At 66.5% G+C, this 15,635-nt stretch carries 16 protein-coding genes; 10 read left to right on the forward strand and 6 right to left on the reverse strand.

The window, feature by feature from the left end:
* Window positions 1-4 precede the first annotated feature (4 nt).
* Complete coding sequence (locus V9K97_RS17500; protein ID WP_337319570.1) at window positions 5-925, forward strand: LysR substrate-binding domain-containing protein; 921 nt, start codon at window positions 5-7, stop codon at window positions 923-925.
* Between the two features lie 14 nt (window positions 926-939).
* Here the strand turns inward: V9K97_RS17500 and V9K97_RS17505 are convergent, their stop codons facing one another.
* From V9K97_RS17505 to V9K97_RS17515, 3 genes are all read right to left on the reverse strand, one after another.
* A complete protein-coding gene (locus V9K97_RS17505; protein WP_337319572.1) occupies window positions 940-1,653 on the reverse strand; it encodes a hypothetical protein in 714 nt (237 codons plus the stop codon).
* A gap of 79 nt (window positions 1,654-1,732) precedes the next feature.
* Window positions 1,733-2,755 carry a response regulator transcription factor gene (locus V9K97_RS17510; protein ID WP_337298476.1) on the reverse strand — a complete coding sequence of 341 codons (1,023 nt, stop codon included), beginning with the start codon at window positions 2,753-2,755 and terminating at the stop codon, window positions 1,733-1,735.
* Between the two features lie 24 nt (window positions 2,756-2,779).
* On the reverse strand, window positions 2,780-6,421 hold the full coding sequence (locus V9K97_RS17515; protein ID WP_337319574.1) for an ATP-binding protein: 3,642 nt from the start codon (window positions 6,419-6,421) through the stop codon (window positions 2,780-2,782).
* A gap of 93 nt (window positions 6,422-6,514) precedes the next feature.
* Between V9K97_RS17515 and V9K97_RS17520 the strand changes: the two genes are divergently transcribed.
* The 8 genes from V9K97_RS17520 to V9K97_RS17555 all read left to right on the forward strand — a co-directional run bounded on the left by V9K97_RS17520 (window position 6,515) and on the right by V9K97_RS17555 (window position 12,525).
* Window positions 6,515-6,817 (forward strand): urease subunit gamma, encoded by a 303-nt coding sequence (locus V9K97_RS17520; RefSeq protein ID WP_015867014.1) that lies wholly within the window; start codon window positions 6,515-6,517, stop codon window positions 6,815-6,817.
* Window positions 6,818-6,845: 28 nt separating this feature from the next.
* Window positions 6,846-7,445: a HupE/UreJ family protein gene (locus V9K97_RS17525; RefSeq protein ID WP_337319576.1), complete on the forward strand. Its 600-nt coding sequence runs from the start codon at window positions 6,846-6,848 to the stop codon at window positions 7,443-7,445.
* Window positions 7,446-7,464: 19 nt separating this feature from the next.
* Window positions 7,465-7,770, forward strand: coding sequence for an urease subunit beta (locus tag V9K97_RS17530; protein WP_157615575.1), 306 nt, complete (start codon window positions 7,465-7,467; stop codon window positions 7,768-7,770).
* Between the two features lie 3 nt (window positions 7,771-7,773).
* Window positions 7,774-9,516, forward strand: coding sequence for an urease subunit alpha (ureC, locus tag V9K97_RS17535; RefSeq protein ID WP_337319578.1), 1,743 nt, complete (start codon window positions 7,774-7,776; stop codon window positions 9,514-9,516).
* 109 nt (window positions 9,517-9,625) lie between these two features.
* Window positions 9,626-10,204 carry an urease accessory protein UreE gene (gene ureE / locus V9K97_RS17540; RefSeq protein WP_337319580.1) on the forward strand — a complete coding sequence of 193 codons (579 nt, stop codon included), beginning with the start codon at window positions 9,626-9,628 and terminating at the stop codon, window positions 10,202-10,204.
* Between the two features lie 305 nt (window positions 10,205-10,509).
* Window positions 10,510-11,181, forward strand: coding sequence for an urease accessory protein UreF (locus V9K97_RS17545; protein WP_337319581.1), 672 nt, complete (start codon window positions 10,510-10,512; stop codon window positions 11,179-11,181).
* An 18-nt stretch (window positions 11,182-11,199) separates the two neighbouring features.
* A complete protein-coding gene (ureG, locus tag V9K97_RS17550; RefSeq protein WP_258502171.1) occupies window positions 11,200-11,850 on the forward strand; it encodes an urease accessory protein UreG in 651 nt (216 codons plus the stop codon).
* A 174-nt stretch (window positions 11,851-12,024) separates the two neighbouring features.
* Complete coding sequence (locus tag V9K97_RS17555; RefSeq protein WP_337319583.1) at window positions 12,025-12,525, forward strand: pyridoxamine 5'-phosphate oxidase family protein; 501 nt, start codon at window positions 12,025-12,027, stop codon at window positions 12,523-12,525.
* On the opposite strand, the gene V9K97_RS17560 is transcribed toward V9K97_RS17555, so the two are convergent.
* The 3 genes from V9K97_RS17560 to V9K97_RS17570 form a co-directional block, all read right to left on the reverse strand.
* Window positions 12,470-13,120 carry a sensor histidine kinase gene (locus V9K97_RS17560; protein ID WP_337319585.1) on the reverse strand — a complete coding sequence of 217 codons (651 nt, stop codon included), beginning with the start codon at window positions 13,118-13,120 and terminating at the stop codon, window positions 12,470-12,472. The two genes, V9K97_RS17555 and V9K97_RS17560, sit on opposite strands and share 56 nt — an antisense overlap.
* A gap of 12 nt (window positions 13,121-13,132) precedes the next feature.
* Entirely contained in the window at window positions 13,133-13,438 is a 306-nt protein-coding gene (locus tag V9K97_RS17565; protein ID WP_337319587.1) for a hypothetical protein, read from the reverse strand.
* An 89-nt stretch (window positions 13,439-13,527) separates the two neighbouring features.
* Complete coding sequence (locus V9K97_RS17570; protein WP_337319589.1) at window positions 13,528-14,685, reverse strand: porin; 1,158 nt, start codon at window positions 14,683-14,685, stop codon at window positions 13,528-13,530.
* 202 nt (window positions 14,686-14,887) lie between these two features.
* Here V9K97_RS17570 and V9K97_RS17575 point away from each other — a divergent pair, with 202 nt between their 5' ends.
* Window positions 14,888-15,565: a nuclease-related domain-containing protein gene (locus V9K97_RS17575; RefSeq protein ID WP_337319591.1), complete on the forward strand. Its 678-nt coding sequence runs from the start codon at window positions 14,888-14,890 to the stop codon at window positions 15,563-15,565.
* The last annotated feature ends 70 nt before the right edge of the window (window positions 15,566-15,635 follow it).

Consider the following 15,635-nt stretch of genomic DNA (forward strand, 5'->3'; position numbering starts at 1 on the left):
ATCGATGCGCTTCACCGAAATAGAGACCTTCCGCGCCCTGATGCGCGCCGGCTCCACCCGCAAGGCCGCGGCGCTGCTGCATGTGACGCAGCCCGCCATCAGCCAGTCGCTCAAGCGGCTCGAGGCGCAGGCCGGCATGGTCCTGTTCCAGCGCACCGGGGGCCGGCTGGTGTCCACGCCCGAGGCACGCGTGCTGTGGACGGAGGTGGAGCGGGTCTTCATCGGCATGGAAGCCATCGAGCACCGCATGCGCAGCCTGCGCGACTTCGGCACCAACCAGCTCGAGCTCAGCTGCTATCCGGCCTTCGGCCTGGGCTTCATGCCGCGTGCGCTGGAGCGCCTGAAGGCGCAGCGCGGCGACAGCCCGTGGCCGCAGGTGTCGTTGCAGGTGCTCAGCTCCAAGGACGTGCGCGACCGCGTGGCCAAGGGCATTTCAGACTTCGGCCTGATGGCCGACGAACTGTCGCTCGAAGGCATCGACCATTCGACCTTCGCGCGCTTTCCCGGTGTGGTCGTGATGCCGCAGGGCCATGCACTGGCGCGCTTCAAGCGCATCGAGCCGGAGCAGCTCGCGCAAGTGCCTTTCCTGGCGCTGAACCCCGAAGACCCTTCGCACCGCGGCCTCGAAGCCGCGCTTGCAGAACGCGGCGTCGCGCTCCGGGTGATGGTGCAAACGCCCTACGCGGCCAGCGTGTGCGAGATGGCTTTGCGCGGCTTGGGCGTGGGGCTCGTCAACCCGATCACCGCGCTCGACTACGCCGAACGCGGCCTCGTGGTGCGCCGGCTCTCGGTCGACGTGTTCTTTTCATGCGTGCTGGCCATGCCCGCGGGCAAGGCGCTCTCCACCACCGCCCGCGACTTTCTTTCGCTCATGCGGCGGCAACTGGCGGAAGACGAAAAACGCATCCAGCGCTACCTGCGCTGATCCCCGCGGGCTGCTTACTTCCAGCCGAACTCGTGGTTAAGCCCCACGACGAAGCCGTTCACGCCGCGGGAGCCTGCCCCGGTGCGCGAAGCACTCACGTCCAGGCTGATCTGCGGCGTGAGGCCGAAGCGCCAGCCTATGCGCGAAGTCCACGCGCCCGATGCGCGGCTGCGCTCTGCAATCAGCGAGACCTTGTCATCGAGCGCCCATTCCGCCGCCACCCCGCCGCGCGGCGTGCGCGCGCCGGTGCCCGTGGCCCAGTCGGCGCCGATGTTGGCGTGGAACTGCAGGCGATCCAGCGGGCGCCAGGTGACCGGCAGCACCAGTTGCCCGCCGGCCCGGCCGCCGCGCGTCACATCGAACACGGCGCCGAGCGCAATTGCCGCGCTCAGCGGCGCATCGGCCGCCGGCCCGAAGAAGTTCCATTTGAGCTGCGGCCCCACGGTGACCGAATGCATGCCCTCTACCGAGAGCCGCTCGATGCTCAGCCCCAACTCGACGGGCCCGACACGGCAGGACGGGCCAGCGTGCAGCACCGTCACCGGCTCTGGGCCGGTACGGCCCCACCAGGCTTCGTACTGGCAGCGGCCCGCGTCGAGCGTGCCGGCATCGTCGACGTCGAAATGGCCGGCGGCTTGAACACCCGCGCTCGCCAGGGCGCAGGCCGCCAGGGGCAACCACGCGAGCCGGGGCCGTCGAATCGTTGTTGTGAGTCTGTTCTTCTTCATCGCCTGCATCCCGGGGATCGGGCATTCTAGGGACGGCGAAAGTCGCCGCGGTGACGCGGCAGCGCCCCGGCCGATTGCCTCAGATCTCGAACTGCGGCTGCAGCTCGCGGATGCGTTTGATGGCCACGCCGGCAGCGGCCGTGCGGGTTTCGACGCCAAGCTTCACGTACACCCGCTCCAGGTGCTTCTTGGCCGTGGCAGGGCTGCTGCCGAGAATTTCGCCGATGTCCTTGTTGGTCTTGCCCTTCACCACCCAGTAAAGCACCTCGGCCTCGCGTGCCGTGAGCTTCAGGCTCAGGCTCATGGCCTCGATCACGCCCGTGTCCGAAATCTCGCGCATGACGATCATCCATTCGTCGCCATCGTCGTCCTGCCCGGTCTGCCGATGCAGGCGAAGGCTGAGACTGCTTGCGCTTGAGGTGGCCCCGGCGCTCTTCACGATGGAAAGCGCCGGCGGCTCGATGCCCCGCTCCCTCGCGTCGGGCGCATGGCGGCGTAGCCACTCGAGCACCTCGGGCGGTGTTTCGGGCGCGCGGGTGTCGCAATAGCGCTGCAGCAAGTCGCGCGCGAGCGCCGTCTGCCAGATCAGCCGGCCCTCGGGCAGCCGCACGGTAATGCTGGCATAGCCGAACGCATCGAGCGCATTGCGCGCCTGCCCGGCCTGGCGCGCGTCCTGCCGGGCGCGGCGGGCGCCCTGCAGATGCACGTTCATGCGCGCCAGCACTTCCTTGGGCTTGATCGGCTTGGTGACGTAGTCGACCCCGCCCGCTTCGAGCGCGGCCACCAGGTGCTCGGTTTCGGTGAGCCCGGTCATGAACACGATGGGAATGTGGGCCGTCGCGGCATCGGCCTTGAGCCGGCGCGCCACCTCGAAACCGTCGATGCCCGGCATCATCGCGTCGAGCAGCACGATGTCGGGGCGGGCCTGCGCGGCGCGCTGCAGCGCCTGTTCGCCGTTGGTGGCAATGAGCACCGTGTAGCCGGATTCGTCGAGCGCGTCGTGCAGCACCGCGAGGTTGTCGGGCACGTCGTCGACGATCAGCACCAGGTCGCTGTTGGCGCCCTGTTCGCGCAACGTTTTCGCAAGCGGTGTGGTTTCCATGGGGTCGATGTTCGCCGCAAATTTTCAGGCCGCGCTCACGGCCGCGGCAAGCGCGCGGCCCATGGCCTCGAATTGGAACTGGCGGGCGAGCACGCGCTGCGCCTCGGTCCACGCCCTGCATTCGGGCTCTTCGGCATCGATCTCGTCGAGCTGGTTCATGATGCCGCGAAAGTAGCCCAGGCTCACGGCTTCGTCGAGTGCGCGCAGCCTCGAAAGCGAAGGCGCCTGCACGGCGCGGGGTACGGCGGCGGGCAACGGCTTCGCGGCCGTGTCCGTCCATTGCAGGCCGAGCCGCCGCTCGAGCCAGTCGAGCAGCTCCGTGTGCCGCACCGGCTTGACGAAGAAATCTTCGGGCGCGATGCCCACGTCGTTCTCCAGCCCCTTGTCGAAGGCATTGGCCGAAACGATGGCCACCGGCGCATCGACCAGTCCCAGCTTGCGCGCACGGCGGATCGTCTCCCAGCCGTCGATGCCCGGCATGGCCAGGTCGACGAACATCGCGTCCGGCCGGTAGCCGGCTGCGATGAGGTCGAGCGCGTCGTGCCCGCTCGCGGCGGTGCGCAGGCCAAAGCCGAGCGGCGCCAGCACATGGCCGAGCAGGTCGCGGTCGGCCTCTTCGTTGTCGACCACCAGCAGTTGCCGCCGGCGCCCTTCGTAGCCGCGCCGCGCGCGTTGCGCCGGCGCAGCGCGGCCCAAGGCGCCTGCGGTCTCGTGCACGCGCGGCAGGAAGAGCCGCACGCAGAACAGCGAGCCCTCCCCGGGCGTGCTGCTCACCTTCATCTCGCCGCCCATCAGGTCGGTCAGCATCTTCGCGATGGTGAGGCCCAGCCCCGCACCGGGCGTTGCAGCCGCAGCCGCATCGCCGCGCGTGAAGGGCTCGAAGATGCGTTCGATGTCTTCGGCCGTCATGCCCGGGCCGGTGTCTTCTATTTCGACCGAGGCGAACTCGCGTGCGTATGAAAGCCGCAGGGTCACCTCGCCCGCGGTGGTGAACTTGATCGCGTTGCCCAGCAGGTTGATGAGAATCTGGCACACCCGCTTTTCGTCGGCGCGTACCACCTCGGGCAAGGTTCCCGTCGTCTCGAAGCGGAAGCGCAGGCCCTTCTCGGCCGCCTGCAGTTCGAACATGTCGGCCAGCTCGCGCAGGGTGTCGGCAAAGCGCATCGGCCTGGCATGCAGCGTGAGCTTGCCGGCCTCGATGTGCGCAATGGCCAGCGTGCCTTCGATGAGCGACAGCAGATGCTCGCCGCCGCGCTTGATCACCGCCACTGCCTGCTGCCGGTGCGGCGGCACCGATGCGTCTTCGCCCATGAGCTGCGCATAGCCAAGAATGCTGTTGAGCGGCGTGCGCAGCTCGTGGCTGATGGCACTGATGTAGCGGCTCTTGGCCTGGTTGGCCTGGTCGGCGGCGCGGCGGGCCTCTTCGGCCGCGAGCTTGGCCTGCTCCGCGACTTCGCGCGCCTCTTCGGCCGTTTGCTTGGCGGACTGCAGTGCCCGGTCGGTGGCGCGGTGCAGCTCGATCTCGCGCATCAGCAAGTGCGTTTGGCGGTTCGATTCTTCCTGCGCTACCTTGCGGCTCTGGTGCGCCAATACCAGCCACCAGGCCACGACGCCGGCAATGACCAGCAGCGCCATGTATGCCTTGAGAAAGCCCGAGCGCAACGACGACTGCTGCACGCCCGCCAGCGCTTCGGCGAGTTCCGACTGCGACGCGAGCTGCAGGGCGCTTTCGCCCAGCGCGCGCAGTTCCTGCTGGTAGAGCACGCCGAACACCACAGCCAGCACCGGCACGATGATCAGCATCAGCAGCAGGAAGTGCCCCAGCCCCGTGTCGAGATAGCGCCAGCTGAGGCGCGGCAGCAGCCAGCGCAGCACCGACGACCACTGAGACGAAAGGCTCGCGTGCGGCTTGCACAGATCGCCGCAGCGCGCATCGAGCGTGCAGCACAGCGAGCAGATCGCCCCCTGGTAGGCCGGACAATGGGCCATGTCAGGTCCTTCGTACTCGCGCTCGCAGATCACGCAGTGCTGCACCTTGAGGCGCTGGTAGCTGCCATCGGCACCGCGCTCGTCCACATCGTTCTCGACGCGCGCCCAGCGAACCCCCCGCGGGCCCTCGGCCGGTGCAAAGGCGACCGCGCCATTGCCGACCGAACCGCGCGCCAGGTAGTACTTGCCGCCGGTCGCCCAGGCAATCAGCGGCGAAACCACGAGCGCCGTGCCAAGCGCAATGAGCGCCGAGAAAGCCTGCGCCAGCGGCCCGAAAACGCCGAGGTGCGCGGTGATGGAAAGCAGCGAAGCCAGCGCCATCGCACCCACGCCCACGGGGTTGATGTCCCACAGGTGCGCCCGCTTGAACTCGATGCCCGGCGGCGACAGGCCCAGCGGCTTGTTGATGACCAGGTCGGCCACCACGGCCATCATCCAGGCGATGGCGATATTGGCGAACAGCCCGAGCACATCGCCCAGCGCCTCGAACACGTTCATCTCCATCAGCATGAAGGCGATGAGCGCGTTGAACACCACCCAGACCACCCGCCCCGGGTGGCTGTGCGCCACGCGCGAGAAGAAGTTGCTCCACGCCAGCGAGCCCGCGTAGGCGTTGGTCACGTTGATCTTGAGCTGAGAAATCACCACGAACAGCGCGGTCGCGGCCACGGCCCAGCCGTAGTTCGGAAACACGTACTCATAGGCCGCCAGGTACATCTGGTTCGGATCGACCGCGCGCTCGACCGGCACCATGTGCGTGATGGCCAGGTAGGCCAACAGCGCGCCGCCCAGCATCTTGAGCACCCCCAGCACCACCCAGCCGGGCCCGCCGGCCAGCACCCCCGCCCACCAGCGCCGGGCGCTCACGGCCGTGCGCGCGGGCATGAAGCGCAGGTAATCGGCCTGCTCCCCCATTTGGGTGATCAAGGCAATGCCGACTGTCAGCGCAGCGCCAAACAGGTGCAGATCGAAACCTTTCGCCCCCGTCTTGACACCGTTGTAGTGCACGATGCCTGCGAACGCACCAGGATCGCGCACCAACACAAAGACAAAAGGCACCACCAACATCACCAGCCACAGCGGCTGGGTCCACAGCTGCAGCCGGCTGATGGCCGATACCCCGTGGGTGACCAGCGGAATCACCACCAGCGCACATACCAGGTAGCCCCAGACCGGCGGCACGCCCAGTGCCAGTTCGAGCGCGTAGGCCATCACCGCCGCTTCGAGCGCGAAGAAGATGAAGGTGAACGAGGCGTAGATCAGCGAAGTGAGCGTGGAGCCGATATAGCCGAAGCCCGCGCCGCGCGTGAGCAGGTCCATGTCGACGCCGTAGCGGGCGGCATACACGCTGATCGGCAGGCCTGCCAGAAAGATGATGAGACCCGTCACCACGATGGCCCAGAACGCGTTGGCAAAGCCGTACTGCACCAGCAACGTGGCGCCGACCGCCTCCAATATGAGGAACGACGCCGCGCCGAAAGCCGTGTTGGCCACCCGCCATTCGGACCACTTGCGAAAGCGCTGCGGCGTGTAGCGCAGCGCGTAGTCCTCGAGCGTTTCGCTCGCCACCCAGCTGTTGTAGTCGCGCCGCACCTTGACGATGCGCTGCGGCGCGTCGTCGGGGGTGGTGGAAGTCTCGGCGGGGTTCACACCGTTTCGGTGCAGCTTTCGTGCCATCCATACGTCTTTTGGCGAACAGCGGCACGACTGTTGCAAAGCCGAAGCCTGCCCAATAATGGCCGACCTCCACGCACCCGACGCCGCCCCCTCATGGAACTGACCCCGCGCGAAAAAGACAAGCTGCTGATCTTCACCGCAGCATTGCTGGCCGAACGCCGCAAGGCGCGGGGCCTGAAGCTCAACTACCCGGAAGCCGTCGCGCTGATTTCCGCTGCCGTGATGGAAGGCGCGCGCGACGGAAAGAGCGTTGCGGCGCTCATGAGCGAGGGCCGCACCGTGCTCACCCGCGCCGACGTGATGGACGGCATCGCCGAGATGATCCCGGACATCCAGGTGGAGGCCACCTTCCCCGACGGCACCAAGCTGGTCACCGTCCACCAACCCATCGTCTGACTCTTTTCCAGAACAAGAAAGCCCTGTCATGCGCCACAACTCTTCCAAGACCCTTGCCCTCCTTGCCATGCTGCTGCCGCTCGCGGCCAGCGCCCATACCGGCGCCGACGGCGGCGTGCACCACGGCTTCACCACCGGCTTTCTGCACCCGCTCACGGGTGCGGACCACCTCGCTGCGATGGTCGCGGTCGGCCTCTGGAGCGCGCTGGCCGCGCGCCGCGCCTGGCCCGATCTGCTGTGGGCGCCATTGGCGTTCGCGGGCATGCTGCTCGCGGGCGCGCTGATGGGGCTGGCGGGCGTGCAGTTGCCGGCGGTCGAACCGATGATCGCGGCCTCGCTGCTGGTGCTGGGCCTGCTGGTGGCCACGCGCATCCACTTGCCGGCCGCGGCAGCTGCAGCGGTGGTGGGCGTGTTCGCCATCTTCCACGGCGTGGCGCACGGCCAGGAACTCGCGAGCGAACAGGGCGCGGCATTGACGCTGGCCGGCATGGTCGGCGCGACCGTGCTGCTGCACCTCGCGGGCATCGGGCTCGGCTGGGCGCTGCGCCATGCCAACGCCTGGCTGCCGCGCGCGGCAGGCGCCGCGGTGGTGGCGCTGGGCGCCACGCTGCTCTCGCAAGCGGTCTGACAACAAGCGGCGCGACACCATGATCCCCGGAGAATTCATTACCGACGAGGGCGAGCACACGCTCAACCCCGGCCGCCGCACGCTCACGCTGGTGGTGCAGAACACCGCCGACCGGCCGATCCAGGTCGGTTCGCACTATCACTTTGCCGAGACCAACGGCGCGCTCGGCTTCGACCGCGAGGCCGCGCGCGGCATGCGGCTGAACATCGCCTCGGGCGCGGCGGTGCGCTTCGAACCGGGCCAGCAGCGCACGGTCGAGCTGGTCGATTTTTCGGGCGACCGCGTCGTCTACGGCTTTCGCGGCCTCGTTCAAGGAAAGCTCTAAGCCATGGCAACGATCGGAAGGCGTGCATACGCCGAGATATTCGGCCCGACCGTGGGCGACCGGGTACGTCTTGCGGACACCGACCTGCTGATCGAGGTGGAAGCCGACTACACGCTGCGCGCAGGCGGCTACGGCGAAGAGGTGAAGTTCGGCGGCGGCAAGACCATTCGCGACGGCATGGCCCAGTCGCAGCGCACGCGCGACGGCAAGGGCAGCGGACCAACCGCCGGCGGCGCCGTCGATACCGTGCTGACCAACGCGCTGATCCTCGACCACTGGGGCATCGTCAAGGCCGACATCGGCTTGAAGGGCGGCCGCATCGCCGCCATTGGCAAGGCCGGCAACCCCGACGTGCAACCGGGCGTGGACATCGTCATCGGCCCGGGCACCGAGATCATCAGTTGCGAAGGCAACATCGTCACTGCGGGGGGCATCGACAGCCACATCCACTTCATCTGCCCGCAACAGATCGAGGAAGCGCTGGCTTCCGGCGTGACCACCATGCTGGGCGGCGGCACCGGCCCGGCCACCGGCACTTTCGCGACCACCGCCACCCCCGGTCCCTGGCACATCGAGCGCATGCTGCAGGCGGCCGATGCGTTTCCGATGAACCTGGGCTTCCTGGGCAAGGGCAACGCCAGCCTGCCCGATGCGCTGCACGAGCAGATCGAAGCCGGCGTCATAGGCCTGAAGCTCCACGAAGACTGGGGCACCACGCCCTCGGCCATCAGCAACTGCCTGGACGTGGCCGACGCCACCGACACGCAGGTGGCGATCCACAGCGACACGCTCAACGAATCGGGCTTTGTCGAGAACACCATTGCCGCCGTGGGCGGCCGTTCGATCTGCGCCTTTCACACCGAAGGCGCGGGCGGCGGGCATGCGCCGGACATCCTGCGCGTGGTGGGCGAAGAGAACTTCCTCCCCTCTTCCACCAACCCCACCATGCCCTACACCGTGAACACGCTCGACGAACACGTCGACATGCTCATGGTGTGCCACCACCTGGACGCCGGCATTGCCGAGGACCTGGCCTTTGCCGAGTCGCGCATCCGCAAGGAAACCATTGCGGCCGAAGACGTGCTGCACGACCTGGGCGCCATCAGCATGTTCAGTTCCGACAGCCAGGCCATGGGCCGCGTCGGCGAGGTGGTGCTGCGCTGCTGGCAGACGGCGCACAAGATGAAGCTGCAGCGCGGCAAGCTGCCGGAAGACAACGAGCGCAACGACAACTTCCGCGCCAAGCGCTACGTGGCCAAGTACACGATCAACCCCGCCATTGCGCACGGCATCGCGCACGAGGTGGGCTCGCTCGAAGTGGGCAAGTGGGCCGACATCGTCATCTGGAAACCCGCCTTCTTCGGCGTGAAGCCCTTCACGCTCATCAAGGGCGGCACCATTGCGATGGCCGCCATGGGCGACCCCAATGCGTCCATTCCCACGCCGCAGCCGGTGCACTACCGCCCGATGTTCGGCAGCTACGGCGGCTCGCTCGCGAAAAGCTCGCTGACCTTCGTCTCGCAGGCCGGCCTTGCCGCGGGCATCAAGGAGCGCTACGGCCTGGCCAAGCACCTGAGCGCAGTAAAAAACATCCGCAACGTGCGCAAGAAGGACCTGATCCACAACAGCTACGCGCCGAAGATGGAGATTGATGCGCAGACCTATGCCGTGCGCGCCGACGGGCACTTGCTGACCTGCGACCCGGCGGTGCAACTGCCTCTGACGCAGCGCTACTTCCTGTTCTGAGCGGAGCGCTCAGGGTCTTGCACAAGAGGCCCGGCGCCCGCTTGACAGGCTGCGTATCCTCAAGGGTATCCATCCTGTCGTTTCACGCCTTTGGCGTTCCATTCGCACCATGCTCACCGCCAACAAACTCATGCCCCAGGGCCGCGGCCTTGCGCCCGTGCTGCTGAAGCGCGCCGCCACCATCGAACTCGACTGGGACGTGCGCCAGAAAAGCCGTTTCGACGCCACCGATTCGCTGGGCCGGCAGATCGGCGTGTTCCTGCCGCGCGGCACGGCGGTGCGCGGCGGCGATGTGCTGGTGGCCGAAGACGGCTCGCTGGTCCGCGTGATCGCCGCGCCGCAGCCGGTGCTGCGCATCACGCATTGCACGGCCCACGGCACTCCGTTCGACCTGACGCGCGCGGCCTATCACTTGGGCAACCGGCATGTGCCGATCGAGCTCAAGCCCGACCACCTGAAGATCGAGCCCGACCATGTGCTCGCCGACATGCTGCGATCGATGCACCTCATCGTCGTCGCGGTCGAGGAAGCGTTCGAGCCTGAGGGCGGCGCTTATGGATCACACGAGCATTCGCAAGGCGCTGGCCACAGTCATGACCATGCGCATGATCATGGTCACTCGTATGCAAAGGGTCCGAAGCCGCTGGTACTCGCACCGGAACTGCTCGACGATCATGGCCATGCGTAGCTCGGGGTGTTCGGGGCGCGCACCCGCCGACGGGGTACCTTGCTCCGCGAATGTCCCCCGGGCTTCGCCCTCCTCCTTTATTTCGCTGCGCAAGGCACCCCATCGACGGGAGCGTTATGCACAGCGGTCGTTGATCGGCGGTACACCCAGAGCGTGCCCTGGTGCACAGGGCATCGGGTGCTCCCCGCAGCGAAATAAAGGAGGAGCCGAAGGCGGGGGACATTCGCGGAGGGGAGTACCCGGTGGCCTTTGCACAAGCCCTGAACAGCAGCGCCCCGCAAAACGGCAAGCGACAAAAAGCTGACATGCCCGACGCACAAAGCCTCCTGCAGCTCATCTGGCTAGCATCCCCGGCCCTCCCCGTGGGCGGCTTCTCCTATTCCGAAGGTGTCGAAGCAGCCGTCGAATGGGCTGGCATCGATTCGGAAGTCAAAGCCATCGAGTGGCTCTCCGACCAGCTCTACCTGAGCTTCGCGCGCGGCGACCTTGCACTCGTGGCCCAAGCCATACCCGCCTGGCGCGGAGGCGATGCAGCACGCATCCGCCAACTCAACGAGTGGGTCATGACCACCCGCGAATCGGCCGAGTTCTTTTTGCAGACTGAGCAGATGGGCCGCTCCTTCGTCGAATGGCTCAAGCTGCACCACGACGACACTGCCGCCGTTTTTGCCGACCTGCCCGCGAGCTACCCCGTCGCGTTTGCCTTTGCCGCAAGCCGAACCGGAGCTTCGGTGCACGACGGCTGCCTTGCGTTCGCCTTCGGCTGGGCCGAGAACATGGTCGCCGCGGCGGTCAAGGCCGTGCCGCTCGGCCAGAGCGCAGGCCAGCGCATTCTTTCGCGGCTTGCGAACGAAATTCCCACCGCCGTCGAACGTGCCATGCAGTTCGGCGACCACGAACGCCAAGCCTTTGCCCCCCTTTTGGCAGTGTTGTCGGCACGCCATGAAACACAATACTCGCGCCTCTTCAGAAGCTGACCGAACCGGACCTTTGCCATGACCTCCGCCCTGCACCACATTCCCCATCGCACCAAGAAACTGCCGCCGCTGCGCGTGGGCATCGGCGGCCCGGTCGGCTCGGGCAAGACCACGCTGCTCGAAATGCTCTGCAAGGCGATGCGCGACAAGTACGACCTGGTCGCCATCACCAACGACATCTACACCAAGGAAGACCAGCGCCTGCTCACTGTGTCCGGCGCCTTGCCCGCCGAGCGCATCATGGGCGTGGAAACCGGCGGTTGCCCGCACACCGCCATCCGAGAAGACGCCTCCATCAACCTCGAGGCCATCGACCGCATGCTCGAGGACTTTCCCGATGCCGACGTGGTGTTCGTCGAATCGGGCGGCGACAACCTCGCAGCCACCTTCAGCCCCGAGCTGTCGGACCTGACCATCTACGTGATCGACGTGGCGGCCGGCGAAAAGATTCCGCGCAAGGGCGGCCCCGGCATCACCAAGAGCGACCTGTTCGTCATCAACAAGACCGACCTGGCGCCGTACGTGGGCGCGAACCTCGACGTGATGGAGCAGGACACGCAGCGCATGCGCCGCCAGCGGCCCTACGTGATGACCAACCTCAAGACGCATACCGGCGTGGCCGAAGTGGTCGCCTTCATCGAGAAGCGCGGCATGCTCACAGCCGCCTGAGGCCCTTCGGCATTCGCGCATTCGTGCCATTCCGGTCCGCGCCTTGCGTCGGCATCGGATGACACGCGCATGCGCCCAACTTCCTCATGGCGCCGGCTTTCGGCCGCCTACGGTGGTGCTTTCTATTTTCGAACCACGCGAACCCGCGAACGAACAACGGAGAGCAACCAAGCCATGACCACCACCGACGAACACGCCAAGCTCTGGGACCTGATCAAGGACACCCGCTACGGCATGCTGACCCATCGCCACGCTGACGGCCAGCTGCACAGCCACCCGCTCACCACGCAGAGCAAGAACATCGAAGAAGGCTCGACGCTCTACTTCTTCGTGCCCAAGAATGGCGACATTGCGCGCCATGTGGCAAGCGACCCCAGCGTGAACATTGCCTACGCCAACACCGACGCCGACAGCTATGTGTCCGTGACCGGCCGCGCCACGCTGCGGGAAGACCAGGCCAAGAAGGAAGCTCTTTTCAACCCCGCGGCCAAGGCTTGGTTTCCCGGCGGTGCGACCGATCCGAACCTGGCATTGCTTGCAGTCGAAATCATCGGCGCCGAATACTGGGACGTGAAGGAAAGCAAGATGGTGCAGTTGCTGAAGATGGCCAAGGCGGCCATCACCGGCGATCAGCCGCCGTCGCTGGGCGAACACAAGAAGCTGGATCTCGGCTGAACAGCGGCAAGCGCAGCGTCAGGCCCAAGGCGCCCCCTGGATGCGGCGCCGCATAAAGACGGCCGCCGTGGCGGCTTGCTATGCGTTCGCACATTCGTGCGCTCGCCTGTACGGCCGCCTGCGTCGTATCGAGAAAGCGTGCCAGGGGCGGGCTCGGCTCGGCAGCGTCGACATCCCGCCAGTGGACGACGGCATGGCCGCTTTCCACACGCGCCGACACCTGCAGCGTTGCGCCCGGCGACATCACGTCGACCGCATAGCGGGCCACCTTGGAGAGCAGTTCTTCCAGTTCGGCCTCGATGCCGAACACCGGCACCACGTCTTGCGGAACGCGTATGTCGATGCGGATGGATCGCTCCGGCGCACTTCCGCAATTCGTGGAATGCTGCAATGAAGCGATGAGCGGCCGGAGATCCTGAGCGCGGCTCTCGCTTGTTTTTTGCCGCGCCTCCCGCTTTGCCTGGGCCGCCATCTCACGCGCCTGAGCGCCGGCCTTCATGTTGGAGACCAGCAGGGAAGCGATGAAGGCAAGCACCGCGGTCAATCCGATTGCGATGGCGACGGCAATGGCCAGGCCCAGATGGCTGGAATACATGTGAACGCGCCTTCAACGGCCCGGCGAAGGCCGGAGTTCCAGCACGCCGCCGGCGCCCCGCTCGCAACTGCCCGACAGCGCATCCGCATGCCGTCCGGGCACCACTGGGCGCCCACCCTCGGCCTGCCCTTCGCACACGTTCCAGCCGGCCATGGGCACGCCATGCGCTCCCGGCGGCAGCGGCGCCTCGCCGCGAAAACCCGGATAGGCGCCCCTGCCCGGCGGAGGTCCGAAGGGTGGAGGCGGCGGCAGCATGACGCAACCCGAAAGGCCGGCAACGGCGAGCACACCCGCCAGATGATGGATTCTTCTGATCATTTGATAACTCACGAACAGTCGGTGGAACGGCCGCGTGCGGCGGGGCGGCAAACCGCAACCTCGCCCCACGCGGTTCCGGGGCCTTCGCGTCAGAAGGCGTGGCGAATGCCGAAGTCGTAGCCGGTAGAGGAACGCGGCAGCCCCGTGTAGCCGACGCCGGCGCTGCCGTAACCGGTGGTGCTCGCGGAACTCAGGCTTCCGGTATAGGCCGCGTCGTTGCGGTTGTTCACGCGCGCAACGGTCGCGTACAGGGCCGTACGCTTCGAGAGGTTGTGCACATAGCCGATGGCCAGCTTCTGCGCGCGCGGATCTTCACCGGTGATTCCGGCAGCGCCTTCGTTGTAGCGCACCATGGAGTAAGACGCGCGGATTAGGCCCGCACCCACCGGCATGCTCGCGCCGATCAGGTAGCCGTTGTAGCTGTCGCGGCTGTTGCCGGCTGCGAGCTCGAACTTGTTCTTCACGTTCGAGAGTTCGCCGAACAGCTTGACCGGGCCGAAGTCGTAAGAAGCGCCGAGGTTGATGGTTTGCACCTTGCGGGTCAACGTGGTGGTGTCGGCCGCGACGTTCTCGCCCATCGCCAAAGCCACGTCGAGCGGCCCGTTGGCATAGCCGAACCGGCTTCCGACGTAGCGGCCTGCGCTGCTGCTGGACGCGGCCGTCAGGTCGGTGGCGCTGGTCTTGGTGTTCTCGTTCAGGCTGTATTGCACCTGCCCATAAAAGCCGCCAAGGTTGGGCGGAAGGAAGTAGCCCACCATGTTGCTCGCGCGCACATAGTTGGCGTTGTTCAGGCCGGTGCTTCCGTTCACCGTGCTGATCACGTTGGTGCCCGAACCGTTGGTGCCGAACGGATCGAAGACCGTGTCGTTCCAGAAGGTGGCGGTGTAGTCGCGGCCCAGCCGCAGTTCACCAAAGCCGCCCGAGAGGCTCACGGTGGAACGGCGGTTGAAGGTGGAAACGCCGCTGGCACCGTCGTCGTTGGTGATCGGCGCTTCGAGCCAGAAGCTCGCTGCCAGGCCGCCGCCCAGGTCTTCCGTGCCGCGGAAGCCGAGGCGGCTGGAGTTGTAGCCGGAGTTGGCGAGACTCCACTTGCTCTGCTTCGAGCTCAAGCCCGTGGTCGCGTCGCGCGAGGTGGCCGACTGGTAGGTCACGCCGGCATCGATGACGCCGAACAACGTGACGGACGATTGGGCAGAGGCCAGGCCGGTAACGGCCAGCGCGGCGATTGCCGTGAGGGATTTCTTCATTCAGGTTTCTCCGGTTTTCAGCAGCTCTTCATCGAGCAGCTGGACGGATGGTCCCGTTCAAATTTGGAGGAATCTGGTCGGTACGCCCTGCCCGGCACCCGACTGTTGTTTGTGCGCACGCCCAAGCCCTTCGACCGCGCAAGGCCTCGTACCAGAAATCTCCCAAATGGCACGCGATGCTCGGCAACCGAAGGAGCCCGATATGACCACTGCATTGCAGAACACCATCGCAGCCTCGCTGGGTGTGCAGCAGCTCGCCAGCGCATTCAGCCCGGCCTTTTCGCACCTGCGCATATTGCGCAACCTGATCATTCCCATGCCCGAGGGAAGCCCGGTTCGCACCGCCAAGATCGACGCGGTGCTGGTGTGCGAAACCGGCGTCTACCTGTTCGAGATCAAGGCCTGGCGCAACGCCTTTGTCTACCGCAAGAAATCGGACCAGGCGCCGCCGCGCTGGTTTCTGCGCCTGCAGGGCTGCACCAGGGCGCGCGAAGTGAAAGACCCCGCATGGCAGGGCGGCCGCAAGACGACGCAGCTGCGAAGCCTCTTGAGCGACGACCTGCGCCTGCAGTACTTCGTGCTGTTGCCCTGCGAGGGCGTCGAGCTCGAAGGCGTGATGCCGGCCGCGGTGATTACCCAGCAAGACCTGCCTTACATCGCGCGCCTGGTGCGCAACAACGGTCGCACCGCGCGCACCTACCCGTTGCTCGATGCCGACGCCATCGACCGCACCGCGCAGCGGCTGCTCGACATACAGGGAGGCCTTTCGATGGAAGACCACATGCATAACTGCCGCGAAAGGAGCGAGCAGGTTTCGGTGCGCTGGAATGCGGGCAGCGCCAGCGCGGCAATCCTCGCGAACGGCATCGGACTTCAGTAAACACTACGCACGGCGGCCCATGCGGGATGAAGGGTGTCCCAGATTTCTCCGACTTTGGTGCAGACCATGC

The sequence above is a fragment of the Variovorax sp. CCNWLW186 genome (assembly GCF_037203865.1).
Lineage (GTDB): Bacteria > Pseudomonadota > Gammaproteobacteria > Burkholderiales > Burkholderiaceae_C > Variovorax.

Coding starts and splice junctions, on each gene's coding strand:
- V9K97_RS17500 (WP_337319570.1), top strand. CDS start 5: ATGCGCTTCACCGAAATAGAGACCTTCCGCGCCCTGATGCGCGCCGGC.
- V9K97_RS17505 (WP_337319572.1), bottom strand. CDS start 1,653: ATGAAGAAGAACAGACTCACAACAACGATTCGACGGCCCCGGCTCGCG.
- V9K97_RS17510 (WP_337298476.1), bottom strand. CDS start 2,755: ATGGAAACCACACCGCTTGCGAAAACGTTGCGCGAACAGGGCGCCAAC.
- V9K97_RS17515 (WP_337319574.1), bottom strand. CDS start 6,421: ATGGCACGAAAGCTGCACCGAAACGGTGTGAACCCCGCCGAGACTTCC.
- V9K97_RS17520 (WP_015867014.1), top strand. CDS start 6,515: ATGGAACTGACCCCGCGCGAAAAAGACAAGCTGCTGATCTTCACCGCA.
- V9K97_RS17525 (WP_337319576.1), top strand. CDS start 6,846: ATGCGCCACAACTCTTCCAAGACCCTTGCCCTCCTTGCCATGCTGCTG.
- V9K97_RS17530 (WP_157615575.1), top strand. CDS start 7,465: ATGATCCCCGGAGAATTCATTACCGACGAGGGCGAGCACACGCTCAAC.
- ureC (WP_337319578.1), top strand. CDS start 7,774: ATGGCAACGATCGGAAGGCGTGCATACGCCGAGATATTCGGCCCGACC.
- ureE (WP_337319580.1), top strand. CDS start 9,626: ATGCTCACCGCCAACAAACTCATGCCCCAGGGCCGCGGCCTTGCGCCC.
- V9K97_RS17545 (WP_337319581.1), top strand. CDS start 10,510: ATGCCCGACGCACAAAGCCTCCTGCAGCTCATCTGGCTAGCATCCCCG.
- ureG (WP_258502171.1), top strand. CDS start 11,200: ATGACCTCCGCCCTGCACCACATTCCCCATCGCACCAAGAAACTGCCG.
- V9K97_RS17555 (WP_337319583.1), top strand. CDS start 12,025: ATGACCACCACCGACGAACACGCCAAGCTCTGGGACCTGATCAAGGAC.
- V9K97_RS17560 (WP_337319585.1), bottom strand. CDS start 13,120: ATGTATTCCAGCCATCTGGGCCTGGCCATTGCCGTCGCCATCGCAATC.
- V9K97_RS17565 (WP_337319587.1), bottom strand. CDS start 13,438: ATGATCAGAAGAATCCATCATCTGGCGGGTGTGCTCGCCGTTGCCGGC.
- V9K97_RS17570 (WP_337319589.1), bottom strand. CDS start 14,685: ATGAAGAAATCCCTCACGGCAATCGCCGCGCTGGCCGTTACCGGCCTG.
- V9K97_RS17575 (WP_337319591.1), top strand. CDS start 14,888: ATGACCACTGCATTGCAGAACACCATCGCAGCCTCGCTGGGTGTGCAG.